This window comes from Lichenicola cladoniae (assembly GCF_013201075.1).
Lineage (GTDB): Bacteria > Pseudomonadota > Alphaproteobacteria > Acetobacterales > Acetobacteraceae > Lichenicola > Lichenicola cladoniae.
In genome coordinates, this window is sequence record NZ_CP053708.1 from 2,046,712 (window position 1) to 2,066,656 (window position 19,945).

The 19,945-nt window shown below is 66.9% G+C and carries 17 protein-coding genes and 1 tRNA gene; 12 read left to right on the forward strand and 6 right to left on the reverse strand.

Features of this window, described 5'->3' with window-relative positions; all coding sequences use genetic code 11:
- Positions 1 to 98: 98 nt before the first annotated feature.
- A complete protein-coding gene (locus tag HN018_RS09465; RefSeq protein ID WP_239479171.1) occupies positions 99 to 1,586 on the reverse strand; it encodes a M81 family metallopeptidase in 1,488 nt (495 codons plus the stop codon).
- Positions 1,583 to 2,716: an ROK family transcriptional regulator gene (locus HN018_RS09470; protein ID WP_171834078.1), complete on the reverse strand. Its 1,134-nt coding sequence runs from the start codon at positions 2,714 to 2,716 to the stop codon at positions 1,583 to 1,585. Before HN018_RS09470 ends, HN018_RS09465 begins: the two co-directional genes overlap by 4 nt.
- A 64-nt stretch (positions 2,717 to 2,780) precedes the next feature.
- On the opposite strand from HN018_RS09470, the gene HN018_RS09475 reads away from it, so the two are divergent.
- The 4 genes from HN018_RS09475 to HN018_RS09490 are packed head-to-tail and all read left to right on the forward strand — an operon-like array spanning position 2,781 to position 6,977.
- On the forward strand, positions 2,781 to 4,298 hold the full coding sequence (locus HN018_RS09475) for an ABC transporter substrate-binding protein (protein ID WP_171834077.1): 1,518 nt from the start codon (positions 2,781 to 2,783) through the stop codon (positions 4,296 to 4,298).
- Positions 4,298 to 5,224 (forward strand): ABC transporter permease, encoded by a 927-nt coding sequence (locus HN018_RS09480; RefSeq protein ID WP_171834076.1) that lies wholly within the window; start codon positions 4,298 to 4,300, stop codon positions 5,222 to 5,224. Before HN018_RS09475 ends, HN018_RS09480 begins: the two co-directional genes overlap by 1 nt.
- Positions 5,221 to 6,063: an ABC transporter permease gene (locus HN018_RS09485; protein ID WP_171834075.1), complete on the forward strand. Its 843-nt coding sequence runs from the start codon at positions 5,221 to 5,223 to the stop codon at positions 6,061 to 6,063. The genes HN018_RS09480 and HN018_RS09485 overlap by 4 nt, the downstream gene beginning before the upstream one ends.
- On the forward strand, positions 6,060 to 6,977 hold the full coding sequence (locus HN018_RS09490; protein ID WP_204259720.1) for an ROK family protein: 918 nt from the start codon (positions 6,060 to 6,062) through the stop codon (positions 6,975 to 6,977). The genes HN018_RS09485 and HN018_RS09490 overlap by 4 nt, the downstream gene beginning before the upstream one ends.
- Before the next feature lie 18 nt (positions 6,978 to 6,995).
- On the opposite strand, the gene HN018_RS09495 is transcribed toward HN018_RS09490, so the two are convergent.
- Positions 6,996 to 7,205, reverse strand: a complete 210-nt coding sequence (locus HN018_RS09495) for a hypothetical protein (protein WP_171834074.1) — start codon at positions 7,203 to 7,205, stop codon at positions 6,996 to 6,998.
- Between the two features lie 294 nt (positions 7,206 to 7,499).
- On the opposite strand from HN018_RS09495, the gene HN018_RS09500 reads away from it, so the two are divergent.
- Both HN018_RS09500 and HN018_RS09505 read left to right on the forward strand, forming a co-directional pair.
- Positions 7,500 to 7,928 (forward strand): DUF2231 domain-containing protein, encoded by a 429-nt coding sequence (locus tag HN018_RS09500; RefSeq protein WP_171834073.1) that lies wholly within the window; start codon positions 7,500 to 7,502, stop codon positions 7,926 to 7,928.
- Positions 7,925 to 9,286, forward strand: a complete 1,362-nt coding sequence (locus tag HN018_RS09505; RefSeq protein ID WP_171834072.1) for a PQQ-dependent sugar dehydrogenase — start codon at positions 7,925 to 7,927, stop codon at positions 9,284 to 9,286. Before HN018_RS09500 ends, HN018_RS09505 begins: the two co-directional genes overlap by 4 nt.
- A gap of 174 nt (positions 9,287 to 9,460) precedes the next feature.
- Here the strand turns inward: HN018_RS09505 and HN018_RS09510 are convergent.
- Positions 9,461 to 9,534, reverse strand: a tRNA-Gln gene (locus HN018_RS09510).
- 156 nt (positions 9,535 to 9,690) lie between these two features.
- Here HN018_RS09510 and HN018_RS09515 point away from each other — a divergent pair.
- The 3 genes from HN018_RS09515 to HN018_RS09525 all read left to right on the forward strand — a co-directional run bounded on the left by HN018_RS09515 (position 9,691) and on the right by HN018_RS09525 (position 14,457).
- Complete coding sequence (locus HN018_RS09515) at positions 9,691 to 10,950, forward strand: Ppx/GppA phosphatase family protein (protein ID WP_171834154.1); 1,260 nt, start codon at positions 9,691 to 9,693, stop codon at positions 10,948 to 10,950.
- Positions 10,950 to 11,789, forward strand: coding sequence for an RlmE family RNA methyltransferase (locus HN018_RS09520; RefSeq protein WP_171834071.1), 840 nt, complete (start codon positions 10,950 to 10,952; stop codon positions 11,787 to 11,789). The genes HN018_RS09515 and HN018_RS09520 overlap by 1 nt, the downstream gene beginning before the upstream one ends.
- Before the next feature lie 76 nt (positions 11,790 to 11,865).
- Entirely contained in the window at positions 11,866 to 14,457 is a 2,592-nt protein-coding gene (locus HN018_RS09525; protein WP_204259721.1) for an MGH1-like glycoside hydrolase domain-containing protein, read from the forward strand.
- Positions 14,458 to 14,468: 11 nt separating this feature from the next.
- Here the strand turns inward: HN018_RS09525 and HN018_RS09530 are convergent, their stop codons facing one another.
- On the reverse strand, positions 14,469 to 15,242 hold the full coding sequence (locus HN018_RS09530; protein ID WP_171834069.1) for a hypothetical protein: 774 nt from the start codon (positions 15,240 to 15,242) through the stop codon (positions 14,469 to 14,471).
- A gap of 2 nt (positions 15,243 to 15,244) precedes the next feature.
- Positions 15,245 to 15,904, reverse strand: coding sequence for a hypothetical protein (locus HN018_RS09535; RefSeq protein WP_171834068.1), 660 nt, complete (start codon positions 15,902 to 15,904; stop codon positions 15,245 to 15,247).
- Positions 15,905 to 16,514: 610 nt separating this feature from the next.
- Between HN018_RS09535 and HN018_RS09540 the strand changes: the two genes are divergently transcribed.
- The 3 genes from HN018_RS09540 to HN018_RS09550 all read left to right on the forward strand — a co-directional run bounded on the left by HN018_RS09540 (position 16,515) and on the right by HN018_RS09550 (position 19,942).
- Positions 16,515 to 16,823 carry a hypothetical protein gene (locus HN018_RS09540; protein ID WP_171834067.1) on the forward strand — a complete coding sequence of 103 codons (309 nt, stop codon included), beginning with the start codon at positions 16,515 to 16,517 and terminating at the stop codon, positions 16,821 to 16,823.
- Between the two features lie 209 nt (positions 16,824 to 17,032).
- Positions 17,033 to 18,538 (forward strand): IMP dehydrogenase, encoded by a 1,506-nt coding sequence (gene guaB, locus HN018_RS09545; RefSeq protein ID WP_171834066.1) that lies wholly within the window; start codon positions 17,033 to 17,035, stop codon positions 18,536 to 18,538.
- Positions 18,539 to 18,631: 93 nt separating this feature from the next.
- On the forward strand, positions 18,632 to 19,942 hold the full coding sequence (locus HN018_RS09550) for an RsmB/NOP family class I SAM-dependent RNA methyltransferase (protein ID WP_171834065.1): 1,311 nt from the start codon (positions 18,632 to 18,634) through the stop codon (positions 19,940 to 19,942).
- The last annotated feature ends 3 nt before the right edge of the window (positions 19,943 to 19,945 follow it).

Sequence of the window (19,945 nt, forward strand, 5' to 3'; positions counted from 1 at the left end):
CAGGTCATCAAGACGGTGCACCGGCTACTCGTTGACCATCATCGTCAGGCTGTCGCGCAGCCACGCGTATCGCTCAATACCGTCAAGCCTACTGCGTATCAGGGCACCCCGGCCCAAGCCGCCGCCCGCGCCGAGACCGACGCCTCCGGAACCCAGTCGAAATCCTTATCAAACGGAAACGTCGCACGCATCTTCCGGAGCCGTGGCAGCCGCGCGACGTCCTGGTCCACCGACCCGGGCGACAGCGCCATCAGCGACAAAGCTGCCAACGGTGCAAGCTCCGGCGACAGATATCCCGATTTCACCACCAGGATACCGCACCCGGACAAACCGAGCCCCAGCCGCTCGAAATCCGCGATGGCGTGATACGGCCGCCTCCGTGCCGCCAGCACCAGCCGGAACCCGCCCGCCACTCCGTCGAGGTCCAGCACCGCCTCCCGGTCACGCCCATCCACCGCCGGTGCCAGCATCGTCACCGTGCCGGACACCGGCACCGGCTTGCTCCCGCCCGTATCCAGCGTCCCCCCGACCGACAGCGACACCGCCGCTCCGACCCCCGCCGCGTACGCCGTGTCCGTCGCCGATCGGTCCGCGATCGATGCCAGGATCACCCCGCCCGCGCCCTGCGCCAATAACTCCCGCAGTACGTCCGCCCGGTCCCCGACGCCACCGCCGGTCGGATTGTCGCCTGAGTCCGCTAGGATCGTCAGCGCCCCGGCATGTGATCGCGCCAGCGCTACGCACTCCGCGATCGTGCCGGTCCTGCTCCCGAACGCGAACGTCTCCCGTGCGCCCCAGTAGCGCGCCGCCAACGCGTTGCTCGCTTCCCTGAGCGCGCCGGCGTCCGTCCCGGTCATGATCGCGGCCGCCGTCGCACGCGGTTCGTCCGCCCAGACATACCCCACCATCAACGAGGCGTCCCAGATGCCGTCTGCCAGCTCGGACTCGGCGAGCCCTGCATATAATCCTCGCGCCGGCTCATCCACCGTGCTGGTCCGTTCGCCCGGCAGTACCACCGGCACCGGTGTCCACACCACGAATGGCCGCACCCCGGTCTCGATCGAGCGCACCAGCATCGACACCGACCGGCGCATCGTCTGCTCGACATCGATATGCGGCGCCGTACGATACGTCGAGAACATGTCGATGCAGTCCATGATCTTCTGCGTGACGTTCCCGTGTAAATCATAACTCACCGCGATCGGGCAATCCGGCCCGACCACTGCGCGAGCCCGCGTGATCCAGTCGCCCTCTGCATCTTCCATGCCGGTCACGAACATCGCCCCGTGCATCGCGAGGTATAGCCCGTCCACCGGCCCATGCGCCCGCAGCCGGTCCAGGAACTCGTTCACCAGCGCGGTATACGCTGCCGCCGTTACCGGCCCGCCCGGTATCGCGCGCGCATGCAGCGTCGGCAGGAACGTCGCCGGGTAATCGTGCAAGAATCCGAACGTCGACGATGCGAACTGCGACGTACCGCGTTCCACACGGAATACGTCGTAACCGGTCTCGACCGGATTGTACGTGCTGCACTCTATGTGAATACCGCCGACCGCGATCCGCATGGTGCCTGTGCTCCCTGTCATTCGTCCGCGCCCCAGAGGTAGCGATGCAGCGCGACCCCGGCTGCACCTTCCGCCCAGGCCGACGGCGCGATCGTCACGAACCCGACCGGCTCGCCCGTCGCCGAACCGGCAAAACCATCCAGCACGTTCGCCGCGATCGCCCGGCAGACGGTTGCGCCGTACACCCCGGTCGCCAGCGCCGGATCAACCCCGATCAGCACCTTGCCCGGATCGAGGCACTGGATCATCTGCGCGATCGCCAATCCCAGCGCCAAGCCGCCATCCTGCAGCAACCGTACCGCCGCGCCGAACCCCGCATCCGCCTGGCGCTGCAACGCCGCCGGATTGCCCGCCATCCTGCTGACACGCGCCACATCCGCCAGCGCCCGCAGCGACGACAGCGTGTCGAGGCACCCGCGCTTGCCGCACCGGCAGGGCAGGCCGCCCGGTCGCAACGTCACATGCGCGATCTCGCCCGCGCCCCCATGCCGCCCGCGCAACAATCGCCCATCGACGATGTGACCGCAGCCAATCCCCTGATCCACCGAGACCAGGCTGAAATTCAACATCCGGCTCGACATCTGCATTCCGCGCGCCAGCGCATGCGCATCGTTCTCCAGCCGCACCGGCACTCCGAGCCGCTCCTGCAGCAAGGCAGCCAGCGGCACGTCGACCCATCCCAGCCGCGTCGACTGCCGGCAGCGCTTGCCGGCCAAATCCACGAACCCCGGCACCGCCACCCCGACGCCGGACGGACGGATAGCGTGTCCCGCCAGCAGATCCGGTATCGCCGCCGCGATCGCCTCGACCAGCGTCTCCGGCGTCCATCCGCCGGACCGCGCAGCGGCCGATACCGTCAACTGCCCGAGCGTCCTTCCCACCAAGTCCGACAGCACCACCATCGCGTCCCGCTCCGCCAGCGACACCCCGACGAAGCACGCCGCATCGCCCCGCAGCGCCATCGGCCGCGACGCGCCCTTCGACCCAGGCGGCCTAGCGGCTTCCTCGACGAACCCGAGCCCGACCAGTTCGCGCATCACGACGGTGATCGCCGGCTTGCTGAGCCCGCTGCCTTCCGCGAGCATCGTCCGGCTCATCGGCCCGGAGCGGCCGAGCAGCCGAAGCATCTGCGTTTGGGTCGTCGTCAACATCGATTTCAGTTCAGTTCCTGAACTCGCTTGACGTCAAGGGTTCAATCACTGAACAGTGTTTTCAATGGTATTTCCGACCTTCCGCAGCCTCGTCCTGCTGCTGGCCCTGACCGGCCAGGCCGGCGCCGCGACCCTGCGTATCATGCAGTCGGAACCACCTCGCAGCATGGACCCGGCCGACCAGACCGCGACCTTCACCGCCTCCGTGCTCGACCCGATGTACGAAGGCCTGGTCAGGATGCTTCCCGACGGCCGGATCGTCCCCCGGCTCGCCCTGAGCTGGACCACCAGCCCGGACGGCCTCGACTGGCGCTTCATCCTGCGCCCCGGCGTCCGCTTCCACGACGGCACGATCCTGACCCCGACGGTCGCCGCTCAGTCCTTCGCCCGCCTGCTCTCCGCCACCAGCGGCCTGGTCGGCGCCGGCCATTACGGAACGATCATCGCCAGCGTCCGCCCGGACGGTCCCGCCCTCCTGGTCCACCTTTCCAGGCCCTACGCGTTCCTGCTGCAACTCCTGGCCGGTGCTCAGGCCGACCTGGTCTCGCCCGCCGCCGCCCGCGCCGGCACGCTCGGCCGCATCCCCGTCGGCACCGGCCCGTACCGGTTCGTCACCTGGAAAAGCAGTGACTACGTCGAGGAAGAACGTAATCCGGACTATTGGGGACCGAGGCCCGCGATCGACCGGCTGCGCTGGAGCTGGTCGCCGGAAGCCTCGGTCATGAACATGGCTTTGCGCACAGGCGAGATCGACGTCGCCGTCCCGTTCCCGGCCTTGTTCGCCAGCCGCCTGGGCGACGCCCCATTCCTCCGGCTGCAGCAGCAGCCGGGCGCCGCGATCTATTTCGTCGCCCTGAACACGCGCCTCCCGCCGCTGAACGACCCACATGTCCGTCACGCGCTCAGCCTTGCCACCGATCGTCCAGCCCTGGTCGCAGCACTGCTGCACGGCTTCGGCGAACCGGATTGCGGTCCGCTCCCGCCCGCCACCCTCGGCTGCGGCCAGGCAACGCCGGCACTTCCACACGATCCCGCCCGCGCCCGCGCGCTGCTCGCCAAGGCGGGCCTGCCACACGGCTTTGCGCTGTCGGTGGCCGTACAGGAACCGGAGGAGCCGATCGCGGAGGCGCTGCAGGCGATGTGGGCCCAGGCCGGGATCCGTCTGTCGATCCGCCGCCTCGAAGCCGGCGTCTGGGTCGATGCCGCCTTCGCGGGGCCGGCCGCCAAGCAGCAGGCCCGGCTCGGCGCCGTCATCACCTCCTGGGCCGCCCCGTTCGTGCCGGACCTGCAGCTCCGCCCGCTCTTCGCCGGCCGCAGCGAGGCTCCCGCCGGCGCCAATCTGGGCTTCTTCTCCGATCCCGCGCTGGATCAGGCCATGGCTGACGCCGCCCGAACCCTGGACGCCACCGCCCGGGATGCCCTCTACCGCGACATCGCCCGCCGTCTCGACGCCGCCGCGGCGCATATTTCCCTCTACACCCCGTCCGACCTGGTCGCGCATGCGAGCCGCGTATCCGGCCTGGCGGTCCTGCCGGGAGGCGAGCTCCAGCTCGACCAGGCCATCATGACCGGTCCGCCCTGATGCTCCGCGTCCTAATGCGCCGGCTGTTCCTGCTGCCGCCTCTTTTGCTGGCCGTGTCGCTACTGATCTTCGCCGCCGTGCACGCCATGCCCGGCGACCCCGCACGGCTCATGGCCGGTCCGCAGGCAACCACCCAAGCCGTCGACGCCATGCGCACCCGCCTCGGCCTCGACCAGCCCCTCCCAGTCCAGTATCTCGCCTGTCTCGCGCATGCGGTGCACGGCGATTTCGGCCTATCCCTGGCCTCGAAACTTCCGGTCAGCCGCGAGATTGCCGACCACCTGCCGCCGACCCTGGCGCTGGCCACCTTCAGCGAGTTGCTGGCCGTGGCACTCGGCATCCCGCTCGGCATGCTGGCTGGCATCGGCCGCGGCAAGCTGTTCGATCGCGCCGTGGTCTTCCTCTCGGCGATCGGCGCCTCAGTCGCCAATTTCTGGCTCGCCCTGATGCTGATGGAGGTGTTCGCGGTCCGGCTGCACTGGTTGCCACTGCTCGGCGCCGGAGACTGGCGGCACTACGTCCTGCCGGCGATCGTGCTTGCCGTGCTTCCGGCGGCGCTCATCCTGCGCATGACCCGCGCCGGCATGATCGAGGTGTTGGCGCAGGATTACATCCGCACCGCGCACGCCAAGGGCCTGTCCCGCAGGGCGGTCTATTTGCGCCACGCGCTGCGCAATGTCCTGTCGCCGATCGTCACCGTGGTGGCGCTCAATCTCGGCAGCCTGATCGGCGGCGCGGTCATCACCGAGACGGTGTTCGACTGGCCCGGCCTGGGCCGGCTGCTGGTTGATGCGGTGCGCATGCGCGACTACCCGATCATCCAGGCGATGACCCTGCTCGCCGTGCTGGCGGTCGTGCTTGCCAACCTCGCCGGCGAGCTCGCGATCCTGCTGCTCAATCCGCAGCTGCGGGAGGCGCGGGCATGAACACCCTGTTCGCGTTCATCGAGCCGCTTCGCCGCCGCCCGAGCCTCGCCCTCGGGCTGGCGCTGGTCGGGCTGGTGTTCCTGCTTGCCATCGTCCCGGACACCTGGCTTTCGTCGAGCCCGTACGCCCAGGACCTCTACCACACGCTCCAGTCGCCCTCGCTCGGCCACCCGTTCGGCACCGACGCCTTCGGCCGCGACATCCTGTCCCGCGTCGCCTCCGGCGCCCGCCTGTCGCTGATCGAGATCGTCGCCAGCATCTCGATCACCTGCCTGGCCGGCATTCCCCTCGGCGTGGCCGCGGGCTTTGCCGGCGGCCTGCTGGATGGCGCCGCGATGTGGGTGATGGATGTGCTGTTCGCGTTCCCGGGCCTGATCCTGGCCATCCTGGCGGTCAGCGTGCTGGGGGAGGGACTGTTTAACACGATCCTTGCCATCTCGTTGTTTTCGCTGCCGGTCTATGCCCGTCTTAGCCGTAACCTCACCCTCGAATTGCGCGGGGTCGGCTACGTCCAGGCAGCCGGTGCGCTCGGCGCCGGACCGGTCCACATCCTCCTCCACCACATCCTGCCGGCGATCCTGCCGCCGCTGCTGCTGCAGGCGACCCTTACCGCCGGAACCGTCGTGCTGGCCGCCGCGAGCCTGTCCTTCCTGGGGCTGGGCGCGCAGCCGCCGCTGGCCGAATGGGGTGCCATGATGAGCGACGGCCGCAACTATGTCGGCGCCGATATCTATCCCGCATTGTTTCCCGGCCTCGCCATCGCCCTGACGGTGTTCGGGTTCGACCGGCTCGGCGAAGGCGTGCGCGACCTGCTCGATCCGAGGAGCCGACTGCCGTGACGCGAACCGCCACCCTCTGCGCCGATATCGGCGGATCGACGATCAAGATGGCGCTGCTTGACGGCGAGGGCGGCATCCTGGCCCGCGAGCGGCTGCCGACGCCGGCCGATGATTTCGCCGCCTTCGCGCAGGCGCTCGATGCATTCGCCCAACGCCATGACCCCGGCGGCCATCTGGCTTTCGGCCTGTCCCTGGCGGGCATCTTCGACCCGGCCAGCGGTCGCGCCACCTGCGCCAATATTCCCTGCCTCACCGGCCGCCCGCTGGCCACTGAGCTCGCCGCCTCGCTAGGCCGCCCGGTCGCCATCGCCAACGATGCCGACTGCTTCGCGATCGCCGAAGCGACCTGGGGCGCCGGGCGCGGCCATCGGATCGTGTTCGGGGTGATCCTCGGCTCGGGGGTCGGCGGCGGCCTGGTCGTGGATCAGCGCCTGGTGGTGGGCGAGGGCGGCTTCGGCGGCGAGTGGGGACATGCCCCGGTGGTGCCCGACCTGCCGGACCTTCCGGGACGGTTCCCGTGCTTCCCGTGCGGCTGCGGCCAGACCGGCTGCATCGATACCATAGGCGGTGCGCGCGGCCTGGAGCGCCTGCACGTCTTTCTCCACGGCCAGCCCGAGCGGAGCGAGCGTATCGTCATCGCGTGGATCGCCGGCGACGTCCAGGCAGGCCGGACCATCGCGCTCCATGTCGATCTGGTATCGCGCTACCTGGCCCTGGTCGCGAACACCGTGGGGGCCGGAATCATCCCGGTGGGCGGCGGCCTCGGCACCGTGGAGCCGCTGATCGCGCTGCTCGACCAGTCGGTCCGCACCCGTATCCTGCGCCGCACCGACCGCCCGCTGGTGGTGCCGGCCCAGCACCATACCGACGCCGCCCTGCTCGGTGCGGCACTGCTCATGGACCAGGCTGCGTAGGCTCGATCCGCACCGCCGCTACTTCTTCGTCCCGCGCTCACGTAGGAAGACCGTGGTCGCAATGGCGGTGTAGCCGACCGTGATGATCAGCGTGATCAGCGGCCACAACGGAAACGCGGCCGCCGAACCCGGCGCGGCGGCGCGGTAGACAACCAGGTCCTGGCCGAAGACCAGCGCATTGAGCGCCACCAGCGTCCCGCCGATCCAGATACCCCATGAACCGCGCATCCCTTGATCCCCTGCTTAGCGGACCACGTGCCGCAGTTCCGTGTTCTGATAACAGCTTGGCCTTGAGACAAGCTACGATCTGTCCGCGTCGCGTCGGAGCAGCGCCATCAATCAATCTGTGCCTCTGTCTAGCCGGGATGCCTGATCGAACTCGACTACGTCCCTGCGGCGTCGGGCACGCTCACCCGCCCGGCTCAGCCGAGGTTTCTGCATGATCGGGAACCAGGATGACATGCGCCCGTATGAGATCGTTGCCTGGGCGAGCCGGCGCTTTCTCTCGGAGTGGGCGATGCGATGAACGATGACCGTTTGATCGTGACCGAACATCGGGCAGGGCGGCCAATACTCCTTGCGCTGCTGTCCGTACCCGTCACCTGCTTTACGGGCACGCTCGCAACCGACATCACTTACGCATCGACCGCGAACATGATGTGGGCGAATTTCTCGGCGTGGCTGCTCGCGGCGGCGATGGTCGGCTCGGTGCTGGCCCTGATCGTCTGGGGTATCGGTCTGGTGATCGAACGGCGTGGTCGCAGGGCGCGACCGGCCTGGCCGGCCGTCGGGGGTGCCGTCGTCGTGCTGGTTCTCGGGTTCCTGGACAATCTGGTCCACAGCCGCGACGGCTGGACGTCTGTCGTGCCGGCCGGCCTGTCCCTGTCTGTCCTGACCGTCCTTGCGATGCTGGTCACGGGCTGGCTTGGTTCTGCGCCGGTGCGGTCATGAGGCGTGCAGCGTCCGGTCGCACCGTGCACTTGGCACGGGCCGCCATCTCGATCCTGACGCTTCTCGCTACAAGCGCTCACGCCAAGGAGTTCGACACAACCACGCAGATCGGCCCGCATCCCGTACTACCGGCGCCTCATCAATATCTGTTTCCGCCGATGCATCTGGCCGTGGTGACTCCATGGAAGACGGGTGAGACCCCGACGGTCCCTGCCGGCCTGCGCGTACAGGCGCTGGCCACGGGCCTGCAGCATCCGAGGTCGGTCTACACCCTGCCGAACGGCGATGTGCTGGTCGTTGAATCGCGCGGTCCTGGTTCCGAGCCGGTCACGCGACCCAAGAACATCATCATGGCCTGGATCAAGACGTTTGCGACCTCGAGCGGACCGGAGACCGGGAGCAACCGGATCACGCTGTTGCGGGACACGCACCATGACGGCAAGCCCGACGTGAGGACGGTGTTTCTGGACCACCTGCATTCGCCCTTCGGCGTGGCGCTGATCGGCAACGATCTCTACGTGGCCGACACCGATGCCATCCGGCATTATTCCTACGTCCCTGGCGAAACCAGCATCGCGGATCCCGGCACCATATTGACGCCGTTGCCAGGTGGTCCGATCGACCACCACTGGACGAAGAGCCTGGTTGGCAGCGAAGACGGCACCAAGCTTTATGTCGGCGTCGGTTCGAACAGCAACATCACCGAGAACGGGATGGCGGCGGAACTCGATCGTGCCGCGATCTGGGAGGTGGACCGGACCACCGGAGCGCACCGGATTTTTGCCAGCGGCCTTCGCAATCCGAACGGCCTGAGTTGGGAACCACAAACTCATGCACTCTGGGCGGTCGTGAACGAGCGTGACGAACTCGGTCCGAACCTGGTTCCGGACTACATGACGTCGGTCAAGGATGGCGCCTTCTACGGCTGGCCGTACAGCTATTACGGGCAGCATGTCGATCCGCGCGTCCGGCCGCAGCGGCCGGATCTGGTGGCGAAGGCGCTGATGCCCGACTATGCGCTGAGCTCGCATGTCGCACCTCTTGGAATGGTTTTCGACACAGGCGACGGATTGCCGGCCCGTTATGCCGGCGGCGCGTTCGTCGGCGAGCACGGCAGCTGGGATCGCCAGGTCCTGAACGGCTACAAGATCGTCTTCGTCCCGTTCGCCAATGGCCGCCCGAGCGGCATGGCACAGGACGTGGTCACCGGCTTCCTGGACAGTAAAGGCCATGCGCGCGGTCGGCCGGTTGGTCTGGCACTCGACGGGACCGGCGCGCTGCTGATTGCCGACGATGTGGGAAATACGGTGTGGCGCGTCGATGTCGACGCCCGACCTCAGACGGCTAGCGTGCGCTGACGGAATTGCCGATCTGCCCTTGATCGCCGGCTTCCCGTTTCGACCGGCTCAAGCCTAGAACGGACAGCTCGCCTCAGCGTGATGCGAACGCCTTGCTATACTACGACGCAAAAGAGGAGCCTACCCAGATGGGCAAACTCTCCAGAAGCAAGCAATTCATGATGTTCGTAAGGTTGGCTGGGGGACCTGGATTCGAACCAAGGCTGTCCGAGTCAGAGTCGGAAGTTCTACCGCTAAACTATCCCCCAAGCGGGCACGTTCGGTGCGGCCGAGGAGGTAGCACTCAGTCGGGGCGCTGGCAACCGCCATTGGCTTGATCCGGCGACCGGCCCGAATATGACTTGCTCCCTGTGCTGGGGCAGTCGAAGAATGACTCGGTCACAAGCGGCGGAGGGCACTTGGCGATGGTCGAGCATGCCGTTCCCCCGGAGCCGGTCGAGCATGACCACCGTCTGGAGACCCCGGACGCGCTGCTGGCGCGCAGCAACGGGCCGACCTATGCGGCCCTCGATCTCGGCACCAACAACTGCCGCCTGCTGATCGCCGCACCCACGCGACAGGGGTTCAGGGTGATCGACAGCTTCAGCCGCATCGTCAGGCTGGGCGAGGGGCTGCATAGCTCCGGACGCCTCAGCGATGAAGCCATGGACCGGACGATCGGCGCCCTTCATGCCTGCGCCAGCCGGCTCGGCCGCCGCCGGCTGCGCGGCATGCGCGCAGTCGCGACCGAGGCCTGCCGCCGTGCAGAGAACGGCCGCTCATTCCTCGATCGCGTCCGCCAGGAAACCGGCCTGTCGATCGACGTGATTTCAACGCGCGAGGAGGCTGAACTGGCGCTTGAGAGCTGCGCCGCCCTCCTGCAGGCCGACTTGCCCGATCGTGCCAACTCGCCGGCCAATGGCTTCGACCGGTCCGACCCATCCGAATGCTACCCGTTCGGCCTCCACCGGACCGACGAGGCCGACCGCGCCCGCAGCCGGGCCTTGCTGTTCGACATCGGCGGTGGCTCGACCGAGATCGCCTGGATCCGCGTCGGCGACTGCAGCGCCGTGGGCGGGGGCGCGGACAGGTCGAGACCCGAGCTGGTCGGCTACCAGAGCCTGCCGCTCGGCGTGATCACCCTGGCGGAGTTGTTCGGCGACGATGCCTTCACCCAGGGCGGCTACGAGGCGATGGTCGAACACGTGAGCGCCCAGCTCAAGCGCTTCGAGGCGGTGCACTGCATTGGCCGCGAGGTCCGGCGGGGCGCCGTCAGGCTGCTGGGCACCAGCGGAACCGTCACCACGCTTGCCAGCATGGCCCTGGGGCTGCGTCGCTACCGCCGCGCCTTGGTCGATGGCGTGGTCCTGTCGCGACAGGCGGCGCACGACGCGATCGCCCAGCTTCGTGCACTCGGCCCCGAGGGGCTGCGGATGCATGGCTGCGTCGGCAGTGAGCGGTCGACCTACGTGCTGCCCGGCTGTGCCATTTTCGATGCAATCCATCGGCTCTGGCCCACCGACAATGTGGTGGTGGCGGACCGCGGCCTCAGGGATGGTATGTTGCTGCGTATGATGCGAGACCGCAGTCCGATGGACAGATCCCAACCCTACCACGCACCCGAAGCAGTCGCTCCGGCTGCTGTCCGGCCGCCGTTAGGCTCAGTCTCTACGGCGCTGTCCTGATGGCGAAGCGTCCCGTCGGTAGTTCCGCGAAAGGCTCTGCCGGCGGTTCCGGCAATGCGCCGAGCGTTCCGGGACGGGGCCCGGGCAAGACCGGCGAGAACAGGCCCGGTGCTGCCACCACGAAGGGCGATGCGGCGACCGCACAGACCGCACGGTCCAAGGCCGTGTCGCTGCGGACGGCGCGTGGGCGTACCACCGCCCAGCAGCGCTGGCTGAGCCGGCAGCTCAACGATCCCTACGTCGTGGCTGCGCGTAAGCAGGGGTGGCGGTCGCGCGCCGCCTTCAAGCTCATCGAGCTGGACGACAAGTACAAGCTGATCCGGCCCGGTATGCGGGTGATCGACCTCGGCACGGCACCCGGTGGCTGGGCACAGGTCGCGGTCAAGCGCGGCGCCACGCATGTGGTTGGCGTTGACCTGCTGCCGGTCGAGCCGGTCCGCGGCGCCGAGATTATCCAGGGCGACTTCAACGATCCGGACCTGCCATCGAAGCTCCGGGACATGCTCGGTGGCCCGGCCGACATCGTGCTGTCCGACATGGCGCCGAACACCACCGGCCACTCGCCGACCGACCACATGCGCATCATCGATTTGGCTGAACTGGCGCTGTTCTTCGCGATGGAGGTCCTGGTCGAGGGCGGCAGCTTCATCGCCAAGGTGTTCCAGGGCGGCTCCGAGAAGCAGATGCTGATCCCGATGAAGCAGGCCTTCGCGGTCGTGCGCCATGCCAAGCCGCCGGCAAGCCGGAAAGAGTCCAGCGAGTTGTATGTCGTGGCGACCGGCTTCCGTCCGGATCGGGCGCAGGTCCTGCGCGACGCGTTCGCGGCGTCCCGGGAATAGAATGCCGTTCGTGAGGCCAGCCGATACGCATTCCCGTGATGCAGAGCGCCGGAGGCTCGAGGAACAGAGCTACGGGATGCGCAACTGGCGCCTCTGGGGCCCGTACCTCGGCGATCGACAGTGGGGCACGGTCCGCGAGGACTATAGCGAGAACGGCAACGCCTGGACTCATTTTCCGCATGAGCAGGCGCGGTCCGTCGCGTATCGCTGGGGCGAGGATGGTCTTGCCGGCATAAGCGACGAATGCCAGCGCCTGTGTCTGTCGCTCGCCTTGTGGAACGGCCAGGACGAGATCCTAAAGGAGCGGCTGTTCGGCCTGACTGGCCCTCAGGGAACCCACGGCGAGGACGTCAAGGAGCTGTACTGGCATCTCGACGCACTGCCGTCGCATGCCTACCTGCGCATGCTCTACAAATACCCGCAGGCGGCTTTTCCGTACGCCAGCCTGGTCGAGGAAAGCCGCAAGCGGTCGCGTGACGAGGGCGAGTTCGAACTGCTGGATACCGGCCTGTTCGAAGATGATCGCTATTTCGATGTGATGATCGAATACGCCAAGGCCGCCGAAGCCGACATCCTGATGCGCGTGACCGCTACAAATCGTAGCGCCGAGCCGGCGGAACTGCATCTGCTGCCGCAGCTGTTCTTCGCAAACCATTGGTCATGGCGCGAGAACCATCCTAAGCCATCGATGCGCAACCACGGCCCGAACCGCGTTGTCGCCGAACATCGTATGCTCGGTCACTACACGTTCCATCTCGAAGACGGCGCGGACGTGTTGTTCTGCGAGAACGAGACCAACCCGCGCACCCGGGGTCAGGACCCGGGCGAGGGTGTCTACAAGGACGGTTTCCACGACCGTATCGTGCACGGCCTTGAGCAGGCCGTCCGATCCGATGGCCCGGCGACGAAGTGCGCAGTCTGGCACAGGCGCATTCTGGAGCCGGGCGAGAGCTGGACGATCCGCGTTCGACTGGTGCGCGGCGAGCCGATCATTCCGCCGTTTGCCGGCTTCGACGCGATCGTGGACGCACGGCGCGGCGAGGCGGACCGGTTCTACTCGGCTCTGCAGAAAGACATTCCCGACGCCGACGTACGGCTGGTGCAGCGACAGGCGCTCGCCGGGATGATCTGGAACAAGCAGTTCTATGCGATCGACGTGTATCGCTGGCTGCGCGGTGATCCCGCGCTGCCGCCGCCGCCGACAAACCGCAAGCGGGGCCGCAACAGCGACTGGCGGCACATGAATGCCGCCGACATCATCTCGATGCCGGACAAGTGGGAATATCCCTGGTTCGCCGCTTGGGATCTCGCATTCCACTGCGTGACCTTCGCGATGATCGATAGCGCCTTCGCCAAGGACCAGCTGCTGCTGCTGTCCTCGGAGGCATACATGCACCCGAACGGCCAGATTCCGGCGTACGAATGGAATTTCGGCGATGCCAACCCGCCCGTGCAGGCTTGGGGCGCTTGGCGCGTCTACCAGATCGAGAAGGAACAGAACGGCGTCGGCGATCGCAGCTTCCTGGAGCAGATTTTCCACAAGCTGCTGCTGAACTTCGCCTGGTGGGTCAACCGCAAGGACAACCAGGGTCGCAACGTGTTCCAGGGCGGCTTCCTCGGGCTGGACAATATCGGTGTGTTCGACCGGTCACGGCCGCTGCCGATGGGCGGCTATCTCGACCAGACCGATGGCACCGCCTGGATGGCGATGTTCGCCCTGAACATGATGCGGATTTCACTCGAGCTCGCCCTCGAGGACAACGCGTTCGAGGATATTGCATCCAAATTCTTCGAGCATTTTCTCTATATCGCCCAGGCAATCAACGACATCGGCGAACGCGGTGTCGGCTTGTGGAGCGAGAGCGACAAGTTCTTCCACGACGTCCTGAATTTGCCCGATGGCAGCATGCGCGAACTGAAGCTTCGCTCGATGGTCGGCCTTACGCCGCTGTTCGCGGTCGAGACGCTGGAACCCGACATGCTCAAGCGGCTGCCGAACTTCTCGCGCCGGCTGCATCTGTTCCTGAGCCGCCGTCCGGACCTCGCAGGGTTGGTCGCGCGTTGGGACGAGCCGGGGATCGGCGAGCGGCGCCTGCTCTCCCTGTTGCGCGGGCATCGGATGAAGCGGCTGTTGCTGCGCGTGCTTGATCCGGCCGAGTTCCTGTCGGATCATGGCATCCGCTCGCTATCGCGCTACCACGCCGACAACCCGTACGTCTTCGAAAGCGACGGAGCCCGTATCGACGTCGGCTACGAACCAGGCGAGAGCCGTACCGAGATGTTCGGCGGCAATTCCAATTGGCGCGGGCCGATCTGGTTCCCGATGAACTTCCTGATCGTCGAGGCGCTGGACAGGTTCCACGACTATTATGGGCGCGACTTCCTGGTCGAGTGTCCGACCGCGTCCGGCCAGTTCCGTACGTTGCACGATATCGCCGACGACATTGCCGAACGCCTTACCCGGCTGTTCACGCGCGACGCGGACGGCAGGCGGCCGATCTATGGCGATTGCGAGAAGCTGCAGAGCGATCCGCATTTTGCCGGTCTCGTGCTGTTCCACGAATATTTCCACGGTGACACCGGCAAGGGCCTCGGCGCGTCCCACCAGACCGGTTGGACCGGCCTCGTCGCCAACCTCATGGCCCGGCGGCGCGCCAGCAACGGCTGAGTCCACTACGGTCAGTGTGCTGCCGCGGCCAGTCCGTCAGCAGTGAACCGGTTTTCAATATCCGGCGCCAGAGACTGATACGTCTTCATGAGCAGACGCAGCTTTCCCTGCATCCGTGTGTTGCCTGGCAAGGCGGCGACGAGATCGGCTGGATGGCCGAATGCCCGCTGCGCATAGCTTTCGAAGTCGTTCTCGCGGCCGGTCATACCGAGAGCGGTGGCGAAACCATCTCGGTTGAGGAGACTTCCGCCGTCACTGGCACCAGGATCCTGCAGTTCGTGCTTGTATGTTGTCTCGTCTCCGTAGCGAAAACCGTCAGGGTTGAACTTTTCCCATTCTGACCAATCCGGCTGAGCATGCATCAACACCAGAGCCGCGAAGCTGTTATGGAGGGAGGCTATCTCGTAGGCCACGTTCAGGTCCGCGGCTTCGCAACTTACCGCAATGAGGCCGGGTGCATGAAACCCGCCGATCCGGATGTCCCAGGCATGGATCATGTCGGCCAAGGCCAACGTGTGGACCAGGGATCGTACCAGGGCGGGCGGATAGATGGAGAGCGCATCGCTCACTCGATGGAGACAAGGCTGCCGGTCGGCATCGGCCAGATCCCGCATGGTGACCGGCCTGTCGGGTCTCGCGACTGTCGGCACGATTCGGGTCGACAGGTTCTGGGTCACGATCGACAGGCCCAGCCTGTCCCGAAGCATATCGAGATCGTTGGCGCGAGCGGGAGCACTTCCCACCAACAGAATGCCGATGCAGAAGGCCCGGCTGAGGATGGCCATGGTCAATGCGCGAAGGCGCGAGACCACATGCCTCCCGCCACCGCGAGTGCGGCCGGATCGACCTCCGCGTCCGCGCCCCACGTTATGATGTTGGTGGCCAGGACGCCCAACACGAGAATCGCGGCGCCCGGCACCAAGACGCCCGGACGGTCCCACCAGGCGCGACCGCCGGTGTCCGACGCCACCTGAGGTGGGTTGCCGCCGGACGACGTGCCGGCGGAACCAGCGCGTGACGGAGACGCCGCCGTTGCGAAATCATGGCCCCGGGGTGCTGCGGCCGTCGCGAAGTCGTGCGCGGCCGCACCGCTTGGACTTGGCGGCGCGCCGATCCGGGGTCGTATGTCGATCGTCAGGGTGACTGACTCGCCTACGAACAGCGTCATCGGAGGCAAGCGTCCCGCCAGCCTGGGGATGCTGATCTTGGTTCGGAACGCCGGGCGTGGGTCGCTGGTGTCGATGACCGACCCGACGGAGATCAGGCTTGGTGGCACGCCGACGGCATTGGCGGTCATCAGGTTCTCGAAAGTGATCTTTCGTGAGGCCTGATCGAAGGATACTTTTGCGCTGCTGACCAGTTGGTTCAGGGCGGTGTCGGTGTGTTGCTTCGCCGCGAGCTCGTAACCCTTGTCCGTGAAGGTGAGCAGGTCGACCTGCCTGTCCATCCACAGATAGATCTGCCCCTGATACCTGATTTCGTAATCGAATGCCGGTGACGATCCTTTGGCCGGTTGCATCAAATCCAAATTATACTTGAAGGCCGGGCTGTTGACATGTGTCCGCCGGTTAGCTTCAGGCTTTGCATTGAAGCTTGAAGCGCGATGGCTGCCGGCGAGGCTCGGGCGCGGGTTCGCATACTGAGTGGTTGAAGAGCCCGGCGCCGAACAGGCCGCGGCAGTCGGACCATGATGTGCATGTGTGCTTCCGGCAGGAGCGGTCGCTGATCGGATTAGAGGCCTGGTGTGTTGCAGTGGATGCCTGAGCGGACGATGTCTGGCCCGGATCAGGATCACCTGGCCGATCTGAAGCCGGTCAGGGTCCAGCAAACGCGGTTTTGCGTGACTATGGGGGCCCGCGTGATAAGCGAACAGAGATGGCCACAGCTCGGCTTGCCCCAGTTCCTTCGCGGCAATCCCGGAGAGGCTCTCGCCAGCCCGAACGATGTGATGTCGCATGTCAAGTCTCCATGGTCAGCACTCAGGTCCGGCCTTTGCAGCTTAACAGAGCCAGGATCGCGCACCAGCATAACTGCGGCCACTTCGCCGAGCTGAAGCCATGGCGCTGAACTGGACCGCCTTAAGCTGCGCCGCTGCTGCCCTCGTCGGTGCGGGGGTTGTTCATGGCCTGATCAGACTGGCGGACATGCTGGACCGCTCCGGGCGCGTTGCGCATCGCGACTGGATCATACTGGCGGGGTTGATTGTCTGGATTGCTTTGCTGGTCGCCGCCCTTCGCCTGATCGACCTGGTTGCTCCGGATCTCGCCGATCCGGTGGCGGCGGCGGCGGTGCTGGGAATGACGATAGGTAAGCCGATGCCTGGATCTGGACAACGTCCCGGCATCCGGTTCGAGAGCGAAGACTAGCCTACGGCGATCCGCTATGAGTCGTTGAAGATCTTCCCAGCCCTTCCCGGCTTCGTTTTAAGTCTGTGGATCGCCGGAATGCTTGCGCCGGCGTGCCTGTCGTTGTAGGGGGACCCGCCAAAGGTCGGGAACCCGAGGTGCTGCCGCCGAGCTGTCGATGGATCCCATCGGCTCGCCATACGGGCGCTCCCAGACAGGAGAGTCGCGTCATGGATGCCGCCCAAGCTGCTGCCTCCGCCCGATATTCGTTCGACGATCGTATCCGCGAGGCGCTCGCCTTCGACGACGTGCTGGTCGTGCCCGGCTATTCCGAGGTGCTGCCGAACGCCACCGACACCCGCACCCGCCTGACCCGCCGGATCGGCCTCAACATCCCGCTGATCTCGGCCGCCATGGATACGGTCACCGAGGACGCGATGGCGATCGCCATGGCGCAGCAGGGCGGCATGGGCGTCATCCACAAGAACCTGAGCATCGAGGAGCAGGCCGAGCACGTCCGCCGGGTGAAGCGGTTCGAGAGCGGCATGGTGGTCAATCCGGTGACCGTCAATCCGCACCAGACCCTGGCCGAGGTGCGGGCGATCATGGCGCATAACCGGATCAGCGGCCTGCCGGTGGTCGAGCCCGGCACCGGTATCCTGGTCGGCATCCTGACCAACCGCGACGTCCGGTTCGCGACCGACCCGGACGCGCGGGTTGAGCAGATGATGACCCGCAGCGACCTGATCACCGTGACCGACGGCGCCACGCCCGACCAGGCCCGCCAGCTTCTGCACAAGAACCGCATCGAGAAGCTGCTGGTGGTGGACGGGCAGGGGCGATGCATCGGCATCATCACCGTCAAGGACATGGACAAGGCGGTGGCACATCCGCTCGCCAACAAGGACGAGATGGGCCGACTGCGCTGCGCGGCTGCAACCGGCGTCGGCGAGGACGGCTTCGCGCGCGGCAAGGCGCTGATCGAGGCCGGCGTCGACCTGCTGGTGATCGACACGGCACACGGCCATTCCGCCGGCGTGCTGGCCGCGGTCGAGCGCGTGAAAGCACTCTCGAACGACGTGCAGGTGATTGCTGGCAACGTCGCCACCCCGGAAGCCGCGATCGCGCTGATCAACGCCGGAGCCGACGCGGTCAAGATCGGCATCGGCCCGGGCAGCATCTGTACCACACGGGTCGTCGCCGGCGTCGGCGTGCCGCAGTTCAGCGCGGTCATGGAGACCTCGGCCGCCTGCCACGAGCATGACACCCCGGCGATCGCCGACGGCGGCGTGCGAACCTCCGGCGACATCGTCAAGGCGATCGGCGCCGGAGCGGACGTGGTGATGGTCGGCAGCCTGCTTGCCGGCACCGAGGAAGCACCCGGCGAGGTGTTCCTGTATCAGGGGCGCTCCTACAAGGCCTACCGCGGCATGGGCAGCCTCGGAGCAATGGCCCGCGGGTCGGCGGACCGCTATTTCCAGCAGGACATCAAGGACACGCTCAAGATGGTGCCTGAGGGCATCGAGGGCCGCGTCGCGTTCAAGGGCGGCATGGCGGCGGTGGTGCATCAGCTCGTCGGTGGGCTACGTGCTGGAATGGGCTATACCGGCAGCGCCAATATCGCCGACCTGCAGACCCGGACGCGGTTCCGGCGGATCACCGGCGCAGGACTGCGCGAGAGCCACGTCCACGACGTGGCGATCACGCGGGAAGCTCCGAACTACCGCCAGGATTAAGGGGTCCGCCCCCGAAGACCCCGCCAGAGGACAGTCGTCCTTTGGAAACCTAGGTTCTAAGGGCGGCGCCCTGGCCTTGCCCTTGGAATGATCATGACCCCCACCGCCCGCCTGGCCGCCGCCATCGACCTGCTGTTCCAGATGGAATCCACGCCCAAGCGTCCTGCGGATGCGGTCGCCAACAACTTCTTTCGCGAGCGCCGCTACATCGGCGGCGGCGACCGGCGCGACGTGTCGACCCAGGTCTGGGCGGTGCTGCGTGCCTGGCGCCGGCTGGAATGGTGGCTGAAGCGCGCCGGCGGCGAGGCCCAGCCGCGTCTGCTGGTCGGCGCACTGCTGGTGCTCGAGGGCCGTCCGGTGGAGAGCCTGGCCCGCGCCTTCTCCGGCGGGCGTTATGCGCCGGACGTGCTGGAGCCGTATGAAGCCCGCGTACTGCGCGCCCTGGAAGGCCATACACTCGACCATCCGGAGATGCCGGAGGCGGTGGCCCTCGAGGTTCCGGACTGGCTGCTGCCGCTGCTGCAGGAACAGTTCGGCGACCAGACCGCTGCCGAGATCGCGGCGCTGACCTCGCCCGCGACGCTCGACCTGCGGGTCAACCTGCTGCGCACCACGCGGGCAGAAGCAGCCGCCGCGTTGCTGGAGGAAGGCATCGAGGCCCATCCCACCCGCCTGTCCGACTGGGGCCTGCGCATCACGTCGCGCCAGCCGGTGATGGCGACCAAGGCATTCCGCGACGGGCTCGTCGAGATCCAGGACGAGGGCAGCCAGCTCGTGGTCCAGGCGGTCGGCGCCGGACCGGAGATGCGGGTGCTGGACTACTGCGCCGGTGCCGGCGGCAAGACCCTCGGACTGGCGATGACGATGGACAATCGCGGCCACATCGTTGCCTGCGACGTCTCGGAGCCACGTCTCGATGGCGCCGTGCGCAGGCTGCGCCGGGCCGGCGTCCATAACGTGGAGCGGCACCTGCTGGTGCAGGGCGACAAGTGGGCAAAGCGCCGCGCCGCCAGTTTCGACCGCGTGCTGGTGGACGCTCCCTGCACCGGCACCGGCACCTGGCGCCGCAACCCGGATGCCAGGCTACGGCTGACCCGGATCGATCTCGACGAACTCACCGCCAAGCAGTCCGGCATCCTGGACGCGGCGGCTGGCCTGGTCCGGCCGGGCGGACGGCTCGTGTATGCGACGTGTTCGGTGCTGCGCGAGGAGAACGCTGCCCAGATAGAGGCATTCCTGGCCCGCCATCCCTCGTTCTCGATGCTCGACCTGCACGATCCGGCGACCCTGGATGCGCCGATCTCAGCCTCTGCCCTGTCGCCCGACCAGCCGTTCCTGCGGCTGACGCCGCGCCAGCATTCGACTGATGGCTTCTTCACCGCGGTGCTCATGCGCGCCGCCTGAGGC